Source organism: Pyxidicoccus sp. MSG2 (genome assembly GCF_026626705.1).
GTDB lineage: Bacteria > Myxococcota > Myxococcia > Myxococcales > Myxococcaceae > Myxococcus.
Window position 1 is genome coordinate 5,319,475 of sequence record NZ_JAPNKC010000001.1, and the last position, 16,046, is coordinate 5,335,520.

General features: G+C 68.2%; 11 protein-coding genes. 5 read left to right on the top strand and 6 right to left on the bottom strand.

The annotated features are described in order from the left end of the window. Window positions 1-148: 148 nt before the first annotated feature. Window positions 149-1,450 carry a hypothetical protein gene (locus OV427_RS20600; protein ID WP_267857842.1) on the bottom strand — a complete coding sequence of 434 codons (1,302 nt, stop codon included), beginning with the start codon at window positions 1,448-1,450 and terminating at the stop codon, window positions 149-151. 466 nt (window positions 1,451-1,916) lie between these two features. On the opposite strand from OV427_RS20600, the gene OV427_RS20605 reads away from it, so the two are divergent. Continuing rightward, window positions 1,917-3,137: a chlorophyllase/cutinase-like alpha/beta fold protein gene (locus OV427_RS20605; protein WP_267857843.1), complete on the top strand. Its 1,221-nt coding sequence runs from the start codon at window positions 1,917-1,919 to the stop codon at window positions 3,135-3,137. A gap of 61 nt (window positions 3,138-3,198) precedes the next feature. On the opposite strand, the gene OV427_RS20610 is transcribed toward OV427_RS20605, so the two are convergent. Both OV427_RS20610 and OV427_RS20615 read right to left on the bottom strand, forming a co-directional pair. Then, window positions 3,199-3,681 (bottom strand): 2'-5' RNA ligase family protein, encoded by a 483-nt coding sequence (locus tag OV427_RS20610; protein WP_267857844.1) that lies wholly within the window; start codon window positions 3,679-3,681, stop codon window positions 3,199-3,201. A gap of 127 nt (window positions 3,682-3,808) precedes the next feature. Beyond that, a complete protein-coding gene (locus OV427_RS20615) occupies window positions 3,809-5,386 on the bottom strand; it encodes a peptidoglycan DD-metalloendopeptidase family protein (RefSeq protein ID WP_267857845.1) in 1,578 nt (525 codons plus the stop codon). A 252-nt stretch (window positions 5,387-5,638) separates the two neighbouring features. Between OV427_RS20615 and OV427_RS20620 the strand changes: the two genes are divergently transcribed. Beyond that, window positions 5,639-5,989 carry a hypothetical protein gene (locus tag OV427_RS20620; protein WP_267857846.1) on the top strand — a complete coding sequence of 117 codons (351 nt, stop codon included), beginning with the start codon at window positions 5,639-5,641 and terminating at the stop codon, window positions 5,987-5,989. A gap of 6 nt (window positions 5,990-5,995) precedes the next feature. Continuing rightward, window positions 5,996-6,505 (top strand): hypothetical protein, encoded by a 510-nt coding sequence (locus tag OV427_RS20625; protein WP_267857847.1) that lies wholly within the window; start codon window positions 5,996-5,998, stop codon window positions 6,503-6,505. 10 nt (window positions 6,506-6,515) lie between these two features. On the opposite strand, the gene OV427_RS20630 is transcribed toward OV427_RS20625, so the two are convergent. Both OV427_RS20630 and OV427_RS20635 read right to left on the bottom strand, forming a co-directional pair. After that, complete coding sequence (locus OV427_RS20630) at window positions 6,516-8,198, bottom strand: putative Ig domain-containing protein (protein ID WP_267857848.1); 1,683 nt, start codon at window positions 8,196-8,198, stop codon at window positions 6,516-6,518. 28 nt (window positions 8,199-8,226) lie between these two features. Then, complete coding sequence (locus tag OV427_RS20635) at window positions 8,227-9,771, bottom strand: hypothetical protein (RefSeq protein WP_267857849.1); 1,545 nt, start codon at window positions 9,769-9,771, stop codon at window positions 8,227-8,229. Between the two features lie 425 nt (window positions 9,772-10,196). Here OV427_RS20635 and OV427_RS20640 point away from each other — a divergent pair, with 425 nt between their 5' ends. Next, a complete protein-coding gene (locus tag OV427_RS20640; RefSeq protein ID WP_267857850.1) occupies window positions 10,197-12,632 on the top strand; it encodes a myxococcus cysteine-rich repeat containing protein in 2,436 nt (811 codons plus the stop codon). A gap of 142 nt (window positions 12,633-12,774) precedes the next feature. Here OV427_RS20640 and OV427_RS20645 read toward each other — a convergent pair whose 3' ends face one another. Beyond that, window positions 12,775-13,653 carry a M23 family metallopeptidase gene (locus OV427_RS20645; protein WP_267857851.1) on the bottom strand — a complete coding sequence of 293 codons (879 nt, stop codon included), beginning with the start codon at window positions 13,651-13,653 and terminating at the stop codon, window positions 12,775-12,777. An 823-nt stretch (window positions 13,654-14,476) separates the two neighbouring features. Between OV427_RS20645 and OV427_RS20650 the strand changes: the two genes are divergently transcribed. Further along, entirely contained in the window at window positions 14,477-15,973 is a 1,497-nt protein-coding gene (locus OV427_RS20650) for a LamG-like jellyroll fold domain-containing protein (protein WP_267857852.1), read from the top strand. Window positions 15,974-16,046 lie beyond the last annotated feature (73 nt).

Sequence of the window (16,046 nt, forward strand, 5' to 3'; positions counted from 1 at the left end):
TCGTGCCATCGTCCCCGTCATGGCATCTACCCGCGCCATCAAGGGCTCTGTGGGCCGGCTCGCTGTCACCGACTCCTGTGAGGGCTGACTCCCCGTCCTCTCCCTCAATAGCAGCACCAGCAATCGCACGCAGTGGACCGCACAGCAGTTACACATGAAGCAGTGCTGTGTGTCCTTCGACCTGCGCGGCATCGATGACTCGGACCTGGACCCGTAGGGCCGCTACGCAGCCATGGACCTGCCCGGGGCACCACGCCCCACAGAGTAGACTCCCGCACCGTGGCAGAGCGCGGCGCGACTCCTCGTCGTAGGGCCAGAAGCGGGTGCGTCGTCGTTCGGGCACTGCGCCGCTCCCTGAGTCCACGGGGACACTCAGTGCCCGGACCAGGCCGCCGAGCCACCCGTGGGGTGGCTCGAACGTCCGCGCGGGATGGAGACCGTCCTCGTCCTCCACGACACTGCTCGGGCCTTCGTCATTCTCGAAGCGGCGCGCCAGCTCTTCCCGAGGAATGGCTGGAAGCAACTCCAGGAACTGGGGCACGCGAAGCGGCTCGGATGCGGGCTTGAAGAGCTTCTGCTTCAGCGCTTCGAACGGTCCGGAGGGCTCCGCATGCATCACCCCCTCGACAGCGACCCGGACCGGCGCTTTCGCCCACGGCGACACCGCGGCCGAGAAGAGCGCATCCAGCGTGTCACCGGCCTTCGCCCTGCTGACTCCCGTCTCCTGCACGGCCCGAAGCCACGCCTCGGGGGAGGGCGAGCCAAAGCCCACGCCGCAGTCCTCCGTCGACAGAATCAGCTCGAAGTACGATTTCTCGTCGGTGGTGCGGTCGGGTATCCACAGCAACTGCTCCCCGAGCCGACACGCGGACCAGGAGGTGGCGTCATCCCCGCACCAGAGCTGCCACGCCCCCCGCGCCGCCTGGGGCACCAGGCCCTTCATCCAGGTGGAGACGATGGCGCGGGCACGCTCGACAGAAAGGCCCCGCTTGCGAAGCTCCTCCAGAATCCGCGCGCCCCGCGCATCCACCTGCGCGGGCCGGGTCGGCAACCAGCGCGGCGCAACGGGCACCCAGGCCGGGCGATTGAGGGCCCGACCATCCGCCCCAAGCCGGACGGGCTCCAGCCACTCTCGCGCATTCACGTCGTACACCTCGAGCCGGCCATGCTCGACATCGAGGATGAACCACGTGAGGAACTGAATCCGGCTGTGCTCATCGTCCGGCGTGAACCAGGGCGCCCAGCCACTATCGTTAGCCTCGCGTGTCGGCAGTTTGCGCCAGCCCCAGGGAGCGGAAACGAACGCTTCCGCGACGCCCTTCGCTCCACCGTAGCGGCGCAGGAGGCGCAAGAGGAACACGCCCAGCATCTCGGGGACTCCGTCGTCGGAGACCTCGACACCTCGCCACAGGTCCCGGGTTCCCACCGCGAGAATCGCTGGTTCGCTCATGCCCGGACTCTCTCATGTCCCGGCATGCCCGCCACCATGTCCACGACAGGCATGAGGCCAGCGCGTCCCTCTCACCGCGCCCCAGCCTCCAGAACGCGAAGCCGCACACGCACGAGGCGGTGATGCGCTGGCTTCACTCCACCCCGCGAGGTGGTCGTCACCGCTCCGGAGCGCATTCTCACGTACGACTCGGACCGCGTCTTCGAGCACTACAAGGGCCCCGTCCACACCCTCGTCGTGGACGCCTTCATCCAGCCCGAGGCCTACCATCTGCTCTACCCGCACCTCCCCCACACCGTGTTCACGGGCGTGAACCATTGGCTGAGGATGGACGAGCCGGAGACGTTCAACGCCGATTCACCGAGGTGTAGACCGCACGGAAGAACCGCTTCCGGAGGGTGGAACGGCGATGCGGGAGCCTCCTATGCTCCGCGCCGTGCGCCCTGCTCCCCTTGCCGCCGTACTGATGCGCTCCCTCGGACACGGCGCGCTCCGGTCCTCGCTGCTGGCGCTGGCCCTCCTCGCCGGCTGTGGCACGAGTCGACCCACGCCCTCCTCGCCGGCCCTGGAAACACCGGCGCCCGCGCGCACCGCGCCCGCGATCTGGGGGCCGCTCGCGCCGGGCAACCATGACGTGGGCCTGCGCGTCATGGCGGTCCCCGCCGGCACGGATGCCGCGGACGCCCGCCCGCTCCAGCTCACCGTCTGGTATCCCGCGCGCGACGCGGCCTCCTCCGCGCGCCTGCACTACCGCGACTACGTGGGCCTCACCGGCTCCGAGCAACAACCGGAGTCCTCCGAGGACGCTGACGTCTCCAGGGCCGCGGTGACGCGCTACCAGAAGCTCGTGACGGGGATGGGGCTGCCAGCGGCCGCCGTGTCGGCGTGGTTGAACGCGGACGTCCTCGCGGCGCGCGGAGCCGCTCCGGCACCGGGCCGCTTCCCGCTGGTGCTCATCGCGCAGGGACGCTTCCACTCCGCCCACCATCAAGCGGTGCTGGCCGAGTACCTCGCGAGCCACGGCTACATCGTGGCCACCACGCCCTTCCCCGCGCACCTCGCGCCGCCGTTGGAGAACGAGAACGTCCTCGCCATCGCGCGGGGCCAGGCCCGGGAGCTGGTGCGTGCGCTCGACGCCATCAAGGCCGACACGCATGTGGACACCTCGCGCGTCGCGCTCGTGGGGCACAGCTTCGGAGCCCGCGCGGCCTTCCTCTTCGCGCGCGAGCACCCCGAGACGTCCGCCCTGGTCAGCCTCGACGGTGGCATCGCCAACCGCCAGGGCAAAGAGTGGCTCGCCGGCCTCACCGGCTTTCGCCTGGACGACTTCCGCGTGCCGCTGCTCCACCTCTACCAACAGGGCGACGCGGCGGTGGTGCCCGACTTCGACCTCGTGCGCTCCCTGCGCGGCGCGGACCGGTGGCTCGTGCGCATCACGGGGCTCAGGCACCTCGACTTCACCAGCGTCGGCGCCGCCACCGCCGTGGCTCCCACGCTCGCGCCCGGGGGACGGGCCACGAGCACGGCGCGAGGCTGGGCCGCCAGTGCCGACGACACGCTCCGGTTCCTGGACGCGCAGCTCCGCCAGCAGACACAGGAGCTCGACTCGCTCTCCACTCCGGCGGACGCCTCCAGCAGCACCTCGCCCGTCGTCACCGTGACGCACTGGCGCCCGGGCCAGCCCTGAGCGTGGCTCGGTGCCCCGCTGGATTCAGCTTTCCGGCAGCCGCAGGTAGGCCATCTCTTCCCTATGAGGCCGACAGTTCAATCGAGCGAAGCACCTGCCATGGACTGCCCATGACCTGCTCAATGAGACAGAGCGTATTGAAATTGATTGGCGGCAGGGTGCGCAGTCCCGCGGCACGGTCCAACGAGTTGCCCGGGGCCTGTGGGTTGCGAGGATGAGCGAGCGTGATGTGGGGCCGTTGCGGCTTCAGGTCCAAGGCCCCAAGTATCGTCTGGCGTAGAAAACGAAAGTCCTCGAGCCCTTCAATGCCGTACATCACGATTCCATGGCCATGAAAGGCTTCCGGTTCTCCAAACCGCAAAGTCACTGGCTTCAAGTGAGGCGACAGGAGGCGGGCGTCGAGCTCCATCTCGGAAAGCCTGCCGAGCTCATCTTCCCTGCACAGTGTCACGTGAGCAGGAATGAGCCGCTTCTGTATCGGGTCAACCACGTGCCGGACCGCCTCGATCTCCGCGGCAAGGGGCCCCGGCACAAACAGGGTCAACTGCCTTCTCGTTGCCTGCATTCGTCACGTCCTCGTGTACCGCACCCGTTCCTTCACGGTTCGGGAATCGAAGCCGCACGGGCGGCTTCGATTCCTACTCGAAGCACGGGGCAACTTCAGGGGATTGCTACTTCATGCGCACCGTGACGGCGCCGGTGGTGGTGTTGAGGGTGATGAAGCCCTTCTGGAATTCGCTCTCACGTCCACCGGTGACGGCGTACTCGTCCCGCACCGGGTAGCCCAGCGCTCCCGCCTCCCAGCCCATGGACTCCCACTTGTCCCGGATGGGGCCGTGCACCTCCTGCGCTCCCGTCGCCGGCGTCCAGTAGATGCTTCCATTCTGGAAGTGGTTGAAGCGCCCCACCCCATCCGGAGTCTTCGTCTCGTCCGTCAGCGGGTAGCCCAGCAGCCCCGCCTCACGGCTCAGCGCCACCCACTTCGCGTTGATGTCGCCCACCACCGCATGTGCTCCCGTCGCCGGCGTGAAGTAGACGCTTCCCTTCTGGAAGTGGTTGAAGCGCCCCACCCCGTCCGGCGCCCCCTGCTCGTCCGTCACCGGGTAGCCCAGGTAGCTCTTCTCCCACCCCAGCTCCGCCCACTTCGCATGCACGAGTCCGCGCACCTCGTGCGCTCCCGTCGCCTGCGTCCAGTAGATGCTCCCATTCTCGAAGTGGTTGTAGCGGCCCGTCTGGTCCGGCGTCGCCAACTCCCCCGTCTTCGGGTAACCCAGCGCGCTGCGCTCCCAGCCCAGCTGCTCCCACTTCGCCCGGATGTCCCCGTGGACTTCCCAGGCCCCCAGCTCCGGCGTCCAGTAGATGCTGCCGCGCTCGAAGTGGTTGAAGCGGCCGCGCCCGTCCGGCGTCGCCAGCTCATCGGTGAGGGGGTAGCCCAGCACGCCGACTTCCCAGCCCAGCTGCTCCCACTTGAGCTTGATCTGCCCCACGACCACGTGCGCGCCGAGCGTCGGAGTCCAGTAGATGCTGCCGCGCTCGAAGTGGTTGAAGCGGCCCACCCCGTCCGGCGTGGACAGCTCACCGGCCAGGCACCTGCCCAGCAGCGCCGGGCCGTTCACCGCGTCGTACTTCGCCTTGATGTCCCCTTTGAGCACGCAAGTGGAGCAGTTGTTGCTGGTGATGCTCCTGGAGCCGTAGCTGCCGGGATAGGGCGCGAGCGACACGCCGTTGAGGACGATGTCCTGGCCCACGCCGTTGAGCAGTTGCTCGTAGTGGACGTGCGCCCCGCTGCTCGCGCCGGTGCTCCCCGTCACGCCAATCTGCTGGCCTTGCGCCACCTGGGTGCCGCTCGGCACCGAGTAGGCCGACAGGTGGAAGTAGTACGTCATCCATCCGCCGCCGTGGTCGATCTTGATGTAGTTGCCCGCGCCGCCGGACTCGAAGTGGCGCGTGGCATAGCCTGCCGCGGAGGCGAGCTGCGGCTGGCCGTTGGTGCCCCCTCCATTGTTCACGAAGTCGAGCGCGCGCCGCACCTCGGCGCTGTGGTGGCTGTACGTCCAGGACTGCCCGCAGGGGAAGGGGGCCTGGAAGTTGGGTCGCGCCAAGGGCGTGATGAGGGACGCCTCCTGCGTGGGCGCCTCCTGCGTGCCTGCAATCGGGTCCTCAGAACCGCAGCCGGTGCCGCTCAGCAGCAGCGCCAATGACAGACCTGACAGCCACGTACGGGGATTCAGCCAGCCTTCGACTTTCATGGGGATGTTCATCCTGCGCCAGGGGCGCTGTCTGGGGGAGAGTCGGCGTTAAGCCCTTCCATGAGGGCCCGACCTCTCCGCCATCCCACGAAAAATAAATCAGATTGAATGAGCGCCTGGAGGCAGGAACCCTTCTGGCTCGAAAGGGGCCGGTCCTTTCCCCCCAGCGAACCGAACGTGGGGAAGGCAGCCCACTCCTGAGCGCCGGGGCCGCGTTGACGGTATGAAACGGCGGCGCGTAGGCTCCGACGCATGCTGGTGGTCCGTTCAGCGCAGGTGGCCACGCTCGCACAGGGGCGCTACGAGCTGTACCTCGACAAGGCCACGGACCTCGTGGCCGAGCACTGGCCGAGCATCCTCGCCGCCTCCGGACGGGACGACCTGCGCGCCCGCGTCCGCCGCCTGTCCGACGAGGCCCGCGGCCAGGGCTTCGAGACGCAGGAGCAGTGGCTCCGCTACGTCAACGTGGCGCTCGCGCTGGGAGACGGCTTCTCGCAGCGCCCCGCGTTCTCCGCCGTCCTCCACGGGCCGCTCACGCCCGGGGAGAAAATCGAGGAGCTCGTCGCCCTCTCCCGGAGCGAGCTGCGCAAGGATGGAGACTGAGAGCCCATGAGCCACCTGGAGACGCGGACCCTCGTCGAGTCCCATGACCTGAACGCCGTCATCGAGGAGTTTCCGCTCGGCCCGTCCAGGGCCGAGTCCTTCGAGGCGCTGGACCGCGCGGCGCAGCGGGACGACCTGACGTGGCCCGCGTCGCCAGTGACGAGCTGCCCCCTCCCCTACCTGGACCTGGTGTTCCGTCACGCGAACGGCGAGCCCATCCGCGACACCGAGTGCGTGCTCGACTTCCCGGCCGGAGCGCAGGCCCGGAAGACGACGAACGCGTCCGGGCGCGTGCACTTCGCGGACGTGGACGCGGACGCGTCCAAGCTGACGGCCACCGTCGAGCCACTCGAGCCGGCGGTGGACGGGACGCCGCGCTTCCTGCTGCGCGTCGTGGAGCAGGAGCAGGGCGCGCAGGCCGCGAAGTCCCCCGCGAAGGAGACGGCGAAGGACGCGCCGCTGCTCTACTGGGTGCGGCCCACCGCCTCGTCCGACGACGCAGACAGCGAGGAGTGAGCCGCGCCCCTCACAGGGTGATGCTGAGCTTCACCGGGTAGTGGTCGCTGACGCCCTCCGTCCACAGGTACTTCTTGCAGATGCCCTTGATGGGGCTCGGCTTCTTGTTCTTCGCGTCGGTCTCCGCGGCGACGAAGCCCGGGTCCAGGGCCACGAGGTCCACCGTGGCCACGTTGGTCACCGCGCCGCCCGGCAAGCCAATCGTGAGGATGTGGTCGAAGGCATGCGTCGTCAGGTGGTCCAGCGTGATGTTGGGCGCGGGGGGCTGCTTCGTCGCGACGTAATAGTAGGCGGCCTCCCCCGCGCCCTTGGCTGCCTTGAGGCTGCTGCGAACCATCGTCTTGTGGGAGGTGAAGCCCGCCAGGGTGAGGGCGTTGAGCGCGGTGCTCTCCGCGACGGGGTGCGTGGTGTCCTTGTAGTCCGGGTCGTTCTTCTTGCCGGGCTTCACGAGGACGCGGCACTGGGGGACGAGCGGGCAGGTGTTGAAGTCGCCGACGATGACAACCGGCTTGGTGCGCAGGGGCGGGAGGATGTCCCGGATGAGGGCGATGTTGTTCACGGCGTCCGAGTTCTCCGGCGCGCGCGCCTGGGGCGGCGCGTGGAGCCCCACGACGACGAAGCCCCGGTCCGTCGAGTCGGCGACGCTGGTGTCGAACTCGAGCTTCTTCACGGTGGGCGCGGCCCAGACGAAGGCCCCGTCGGTGGCGACGCTGCAGCCGACGGGGAGCTTGTCGGTGATTTTCTGGGGCGCGTGGATGACGCTCCGGGCCCCCGTGCCGCCGCTGGTGACGAGCAGCACGTCATAGGGCTGTCCCTCGACGGCGTCCGGCAGGGCCGCGGCCGTCTCGAAGACGAGCCCGCCGGTGACGGCGCGTGACGTGAGGGCAATGCTCTTCGTCACGTCGTTGCCGGCGCCGTCCGCCACCTTCACGTCCAGGTGGAACGCGCCCGTCACCGTGGGCGTCCCGCTCAGGACGCCACCGACGAAGTCGAGCCCCGCGGGCAGGGCCGACGTCCCCTCTTTGCTCCAGACGTATGGAGGCGTGCCGCCGCAGGCCTGGAGCGTGAAGCGGTAGGGGTGCGCATCCACCGCGTCGGGGAGCGAGCCCGTGAAGATGTCGAGGTTCGGACCGGGCAGCGCCTTGACGTCGACGGAGAACTTCCGCGCGGTGCGCTCGGGCGTATTGAACTCCACCAGGTAGGGATTGCGCCCGAAGAAGTCGACGTCGGTGCCGCCCGTGTCCTCGAAGGCGACCTTGCCCGCCTTCGTCGAGGTCGCGCCCCAGGGCAGGCTGTGGTGGGTGGGCGTCACCGTCTTGGTCACGATGGCGGTGGGGCCGACGATGTTGTCCGGCCCCGTGAAGTCGACCACCTCGGAGAAGTAGTAGACGCCAATCATGTCGGACTTCGGAGGGTCCGCCGACGCGCGCAGGGGAACGACGCGCCACGCGGGGTGCTTCGCCGCGAGCCCGAAGTAGAGCGCGAGGATGCCGTCGAGCCCCGCGCCCTCGGTGACGACGTCACCGTGCGAGAACTTGACCATCTTCGTGAGCGGCTCCACGACGACGATGATGTCGAAGAGCCGGGCACCCGCCGTCGAGTAGATGGTGTTGAGGATGGTGTTGCCGTGCTTGGTGTAGCGGTTGCCCGCGAAGTCCTTGATGTTCCACGAGAGGATGTTCAGGGTGGGCATGCGGCGCTCCTGATGCGTTCAGGCCGGCTCATTGGGCCGTCCATGACTCCAGTGTGATGCCACCCTGCGCGATGCGGAAACGGACGTGCATCGGCCGCCGCACGACGGGCGGGTCCTGGCGGCCCAGTGTCCTCCACATCTCCGTGTAGGCCTCCGCGGGCATGGCCTCGCGCAGCGCGGTGATGGCATGGGCCGGCGTGAAGGAGATGCTCGCGTCGAGCGGCTCGTCGAAGACGTTCGTCCCCTCACGGAAGTAATGCAGCTTCGCCTCGCCCTCGACGAAGACGTTCGTCAGCGACGGGTCATCCGGGAATCCGACGACCCACCGGAGGCTGATGCGGGCGAACCGCAGCCTTCCGTCCCGGGTGACCAGGTTTCCGATGCGGAGCTCGCACAGCGTGCTCGCGGTGAGGCCGTCGGACAGCTGCGTGTTCTGGTTGTACCGGCGGACCTTCGCGGTGGTCGGACGCCAGGAGGCCGGGAGCACGTCGCGCCAGAAGGAGTTGCCGCCCATGAGCGCGTCCAGCTCCGCGACGGGCACCGCGGAATCCTTCTTCATGCTCGTGCTCATGCGGAGCTGCAGCGACTCGTGCTCGGCGGGGACATCGCCGTAGAAGAGGCGCTCCTGGGAGCCCAGCGTCTTGAGGCCGTAGAGCTCGAACTTCACCTCGCGGTAGCCGTCGTCATCCTCGTCCGGCACGGAGCGCTCTCCGTCGATGAGGCCCTCGCCGCAGGTGGCCTTGAAGTAGCCCCGCTCGAGCTGGAGCGAGCCGACCTTCAGCTTGAAGAGCGGCGCGGTGAAGAACTTCACCGTCTCGTCCGCGTCATGGGGGAGCCACCCGAAGAGCGTGAGCTTCTTGCCCTCGGTCGGCACGTCCACGAGCGCGGCGAGGTGCGGGGGCATCGTCAGCGTGCAGTGGAAGAGGATGCCCCGCTTCGCCTTCACCCGCGCGTAGCGTGTCTGGATGCGCATGTCCGCCGTCGAGGCCACCAGCTCGTGGTCGCTCAGCGCGACGTTCGTGAGCTCGCCGAGATAGGGATGGCGGAAGTAGCCATTGAAGAAGTCGAGCGTCGGCTCCTGGAAGCCGGAGATGCGGGTGCACAGCTCGACGCCGCGCTCGGACTGCCAGGCCGTGCCCTGGATGCGCAGCCCGTTGCCGAAGGTCCCCTTGAACACCACGCGCTCGAGCTCCGTGCCGTACTTGCGCCGGAGGCGCCGGAGTGCTCCCTGCTTGTCGCGGGTCTCCACGAAGATGGTCACGGGCGGAGGCTCGGGCCGCTCGTCGGGGAGTTCCTCCTCCTCCACCCGGATTCGCACGCCGAGGTCCTCTCCCACCTGCTGCGCGCTCCCGGAGCCCCGCGCCTGCTCCGGCTCTCCGAAAATCTCCCGGAGCAGCTTGGGGGGCGGGCGCTCCTTCTTCACGCCTTCGAGCCGGAATTCGTCATGACCCCGCGCCACCACCTCGGGCAGTGCTTCCTCCAGGTGCTTCGTTCCGAGCGTCCTGAGGGAAATCGCCGCTCTCGTCGAGAGCGCGTCCTTCAGGTCATTGTAGAGCAGCTGGAGGGTGGACATGGCGGGCAGTCCTCTTCCCACCTGCGTGTCACGAACGCCGGAAATGAGTCAAGGGAACTTCCAGACTGAGCCAGCAACAGCACCGCTCCAATCCCTATCACATACGAGCAGGGGTGCCGGTTCGCGGGGTGGCAATGACAAACACCCGTCTTCCGCGCCGAGCCCGACCGTCCAAGGGCCCATCGGGCTCCTTTCACATCGGCCCCACGGGAGGGGTGAGAGAGACCTCGGGGGAAACCGTGACGCGGTCTGGGTTCAAATCAACCCGCACGATTAATTACAGATTGGCGAGCCAAAGTCATACCGCCGGTGCAATTCAATTTCGCTGGGGGGGGCGAGGCGAGGACAAAGGCGCCTTGGGGGCGCCGGGCCCTTCCTGCGTGTTTTTACTTGAGCAGACATTGAGAATCTTGGGGACGACCATCATGACGAGAAGCTGGCAGTGGAAGCTGGGTGCACTGGCGGGTGGCGCATTGGCGGTGTCTCTGCTGGGGGGCTGCGGAGCGAGCTCCGGACCCGGAGAGCAGGAAGGGCCGCCGCTTGGAGAACTGACGTCGAGGGCCGGTGGCAATCCGTGTGGAACCAATGGGGACCCGAGCGGGCCCGTGGAGCCCTACGCGGACTCGGTGCTGGACGGGGCGACGAACCGGGTGACGGACCAGGACAACGCGGTGGGTGCCCCGGACGGCATGGTGGCGACGCTTCAGGGGGCGGCGACGTTGACGCTCGACATGGGGACCGGAGAGGAGGGCCTGGAGTCGCTGAAGCTGTACTACGTGGGAGGTGCGCCGACCCGGGCCACGGTGGAGTTCCTCCGGGCGGACGGGGTGCTGCTGGCGACGGGGCGTGTCAGCAAGACGGGGACGGAGCAGGGGCGCCTGGTGGCGACGGTTCCGTACACGAAGAGCGCGGCCTTCCGGCTGGTGAAGGTGAAGGGGGCCTCGGGCACCACCTACCAGGTGGACGCGGTCGAGACGACGAAGCTGGGGACGGGCACGTGCGTCTTCTGCGGCGACGGCATCCTTCAGGGCCCCGAGGTCTGCGACGACAAGAACATGCTGTCGGGTGACGGCTGCAACAGCGTCTGCGAAATCGAGCCGGGCTACACCTGCAGGGGCTCGCCGAGCGTTTGTGACGACAACTGGGCGCCCACGGTGGAGGACTTCCACGGGACCACCCCTGAGGACACCCCGTTGGACATCACCCTCACCGCGGTGGACCCGGAGGGCGCCGCGCTCACCTACACCTTCACCACGCCCGGCCACGGCACGCTCACGGGGACGGGCCCGTCGGTGACGTACACCCCGGCTGGGGACTTCTCCGGAGAGGACACGTTCCAGGTCACCGTCTCCGACGGTGAGAATCAGGTGACGGCCACCGTCACAGTCACGGTCCAACCGGTCAACGACGCGCCCGTGGCCGCCTCTGCCGCGGTGACGGTGAGCTACAACACGACGACCCCCATCACGGTGTCGGCCACGGATGTGGACGGAGATGCGCTCACGTTCAGCTTCACGGCCCCCGCTCATGGGACGCTGTCCGGAACGGGCGCCCAGCTCATCTACACGCCGGCCGCGGACTTCCAGGGAGCGGACCTCTTCACCTTCACGGCCAGCGACGGCTCGCTCACCTCCGCCGTCGCCACCGTCAGCATCACCGTCAGGGGGCCGCCTGTCTGCGGCGACGGCTACATCGATTCGGGTGAGGTGTGTGACGACGGCAACCGCGTCGCGGGGGACGGCTGCCGGGCGGACTGCCGGGGCGTGGAGGTGTGCGGCGACGGCCTGGTGGACAGCACGACGGGAGAGCAGTGCGACGATGGCGGCACGACCCCCGGGGATGGCTGTGACGCCGCGTGCCAGCTGGATGCCTTCTCCAACGTGCCCCCCACGCTCATCAGCGGGACGCTGAGCTGCAGCACGGCCAACTCGAACACGGGGCGCAAGGTGGCGGTGGATGCGCTGGGGCGCTTCTACGTCGTCATGAAATGCGGTGGCGCGGTCCACGTCAGCGTGAGCGTGGACCGTGGCCAGACCTGGGTGGGGCCCACCCCCCTGGGCATCACCGGCGCGGCGGAGGTCGCGATTGAAGGCGGCCCCACGGGGGTCGCCTATGTCGCGGCGACGGCGGCCCCGGGCGTGCTGTTCTTCACCCGGACCGTCGACGCGGGGGCGAGCTGGGAGGCGCCGCGAATCCTGTCCTCGGTGGCCGGCCCCACCGTCAGCCTGGATTCCATGGGCGATGCCCTCTACATCTCCGGCACGCGAGGCAGCGTGGGGGTGCGCGTCCTCCGGAACTTCGCGCGAGGCGCGGGCGACTTCAGCGGGACGGACTCGGACCAGTCCAACATCTACCACGACGTCATCGTGGACAAGATCAGCGGAGACATCTTCTCGGTGAGCGACGACCCCTCCTTCCGCATCCGCCGCAGCAGCGACCAGGCGACCAGCTTTGGCCCGCTGAGCTCCCCGCCGGGGCAGGCCTTCTACTCGGACTGGACGGGCTCCAACGGGTTCATCTACGTCACGGGCACCTTTGGGGACAACAACGTGGACGTCATCCCGGTGTCGGCGCCTGGGACGAGCACCCAGGTGACGGGCCTCCCCACGAACATCGGCCCCGGTCCCTTCCGGTCGATTGACGCGGACGCCATCGGCAACGCCTATGTCGCCTCTCAGTTGACGACGGGCGCTGTCCAGTTGGACCGGATGCTCGTGGGGGCCGCCACGATTTCGGCCGCGGATGCCAGGACGGTGGCGCAGGGCGCCGCGCCCGCGGTCGCGGCGCTTCCGTCCAATGGCGGCGCCCTGGTGGCCTACACGAGCGGCACCAGCATCTATGCCTCGGTGGTGGTGTACTGAGCTGAAACCATGAGGTCCCTGATGCGCGCCTTCCAGGTCATGCGGGAGGCGCGCATCCAGGCCGCGGTGGGTGAGCCCACGCCACCGATTGGAGTTGCACCGAGTCCGTTCCGCCGCGAGCGCCTCACGGAGGCCGGCACGCTCAGCGCGCGGCGGAGTAGGACTTGTCCTGCTCCAGCGTGAGACCCCGGCCCTGCTGGGTGGTGAAGCGGACGGGGAATGTCTGCCATTGCGTGCCGTCCACCGCCGTGCGCACCTCGAAGTGCAGGTGCGGGCCGCGCGAGTAGCCGGTGTTGCCGGAGATACCCAGCGGCTGCCCGGCGGTGACGGACTGGCCCTCCCGCACGAAGACTCCGCCCGGCTTGAGGTGCCCGTAGTAGCCGAACGTCCCGTCGGCGTGGCGCACCAACACCCGGTTCGCCTTGTCCCGCTCGCGGTAGCTCTTGTCGGTGCCGGCCGTCTTGAAGGTGTGGATGGCATCCGCCACGACGCCGTCGCGGGCGGCGCGCACCAGCGAGCCCTCCGGCAGGTCGAAGTCCAGCGCGTGGCGCATGGGGCCGGTGTGGCTGATGCCGCCGTCGTAGCCCTGAATCACGCGGACGGCGTGGTTGGGCTCGAAGGGCAGCCGGTAGAGGACGGAGTCGTCGTGCCGCGCCCGGGCGGTGCCCCAGTTCCAGTTGTAGTGGACGTTCTTGTACCGCCAGGCCAGCCCCCGCTTCGCGCGCCTCAGCCGCACCAACGTCTTCGTCTGCGAGCCCTCGAACACGGCGGTGACAGGCAGCGGAGTCGAGAGCTCCACGTTCTCCACCTCCGCGTCGAGCGTCACCGTGAGCTCGGAGGTCGCCGTGGTGCGCAGGGTGAGCGTCGCGCTCTCGGTGTCCAGCTGCTCGATGATGAGACAGACCCGTCCGTTCTCCGAGCACGACTCGTGGCGGTAGGGAAGGGACGGCGAGGACTGCGCCCGCGCGGAGCCCCACGCCCAGAGCAGCAGCAGTCCCACGGCACAGCGAGTCGCTGACAAGGAATGACCCTCCTGCCGGCGCGTACGGTGTGCGCCGTCCGGAAGACTCTAGCCGACACCATCGACCGCCAGCTCATGCTCTCCGCGCTGAACATGGCGTTGCTCAACCGCCCTGCGCCGGACATCCACCGTCAGCCCCAAGGAGTACGAGCGGAACGCCTCAACCCGAAGTGCGGCAGCTTGACGAACCTGTCCACGAAATCGGGCAAGCCCAACTTCGTGGACACTCCACTAGCGCCTCGGACTTGGGCACCACCCGGGGCCGCAGCGCCGCGCTGGCGCCGCACCCGAAGTCCAGCGTTGTTGACCCAGTAGCACTTGCAGTGTAGTTGTGGTCTGTGAGTCTGGAAGCTTGAAATTCAAGAATAGTCTGCCAGCCACTTCGTCGGGGGCGTGAGGACTCATGTCGAGCTCCTTCCCGACTCGGGGATGGAGACTTCATGAAGCGCATTGGAAGCGGCTTGGCGTGTGCGGTGCTTTCCCTATCGCTGCGTCGCCATTCGGGGGCCCGGGAAGCCCATCAAGGACGAGTGCGCGCTGGGGAGGCACACGTGCTCCGCGAATAGGGTGTGTGTGAATACACCGAGCAGCGACGTCTGCCAGTCGCTCGGAGACGGGCGCGGGGCTGGACTCTGTCTGTTGTGAGCAGTGGTGCGATTCATTCCATGAAGGGAGACATCCAATGAGAAACCGTGCAGGTGCGCTGTTGTCGCGGGGGCTGGGAGCGACGTTGGCATTGTTACTGGGGTCTTGCGGTGTGGAGCCTCTCGACGAAGGTGTACGTCCCGGAAGCGATGGGGCGTTGCGAGGAGGTGATGCAGCGTTGACGCGTACGAGCCCGGAAGCCTCGCTGACGTGGGACCCGTATGCGGACGCTGTGGGGTCGGGCACCACGGCGACGGTGCTCAACGCGAGCGCGGCGCTGGGCGCTCCGGACGGGCAGGCCGCGACCCTGCTGGGCTTGCTCAACGCGGCGCTGGTGCTGGACCTGGGCCAGGGCGAGGAAGGCACCGGCGACCTGCGCGTCTACTACCAGGGCCTGTCATTGGCGCTGGTGGCCCAGGTGGACTTCCTGAAGGCAGATGGGACGCTCATTGGCTCCAGCTCGTTGCACCTGGTGGAGCTGGGCCTGGGGACGCATGTGGCGGTGGCGACGTACCCGGGGAACAAGCCCTATCGCTACGTGCGCCTGAAGGGCGCGGTCGCGCTCTACCTGGTGGACGCGGTGGAGACGTCGCTGCGGCCCATCTGTAGTGACGGGGTGCTGGGCGGATTCGAAATCTGTGACGACGGCAATCAACTCTCTGGAGACGGCTGCAACAGCGTCTGCGAAGTAGAGCCGGGCTACACCTGCACGGGACAGCCGAGCGTCTGCACCGACATCGACGAGTGCACCAACGGGACTGCGAACTGCCAGCCGGGTGAAATCTGCGTCAACACTCCCGGGAGCTACACCTGCGAGCCCGACCTCTGCGCGGGGGTGGTCTGCGCGCCTCTCGACGCGTGCCACATCGCGGGCACCTGTGATCCATCGACCGGGCAGTGCTCTCATCCGATAGCCCCCAACGGAACGGCGTGTAACGACGGCGACGCCTGCACCCAGCCGGACACCTGCCAGGACGGGGTCTGCTCCGGCACCCCGGCCGCCGACACGACCAACAACCTGGCCCATCGGTGGACCTTCGACGAGGACAGCGGTAGCACGGCCCTGGACTCGGCGGGGACGTCGAACGGAACGCTCGGCAGCTCGGCGTCGCGGACGGTCAGCTTCGACGGCTCCAGTGCTATCACTCTCACGCCCACCCAGCAGTGCGACCTCAACGCCCACGTCGACTTCGGCCTCGCGCCCGGGCAATTCGGGACGGCCGCCTTCACCGTGAGCTATTGGCTGAAGACGACCTTCAACGGCCCCGGCAGCGGAGATCTCATCGGGAACCGGGTGGCCGGGAGCGCAGGCAACTACCTCTCGGCAAGGCTCAACGGCAGCACCTCGACAGCGTCGCTCGAGATCTACGAGAACGCGGCAGGCACCAATGGTGCAGGCGTCAACGTCTCTCCGTCGCCGCTCAACAACGGCAGCTGGCACCACGTCGCCTATACCCGCGGCGGGACCTCGCTCAAAGTGTACATTGACGGCGTGCTCGTCGGCTCCTCGACCAGCGCCGCGCCGACAAACCTCACGGGCGCCAATTCGTTCCGCATCGGCCGCAGGCTGCCCTGCATGGGCACCTTCCCCAGCATTCCGGCTTCGTTCGACGATGTCCGGACCTACAGCCGCGAGCTCACCTCCTGCGACATCGCCGTGCTGAGCACGCACTAGCAGGCGGTTGAGAAAGTCTGAGGGGCGGGGGATCGACACCCCGCCCCTACTCATGAGAGGAGACGCGCATCGG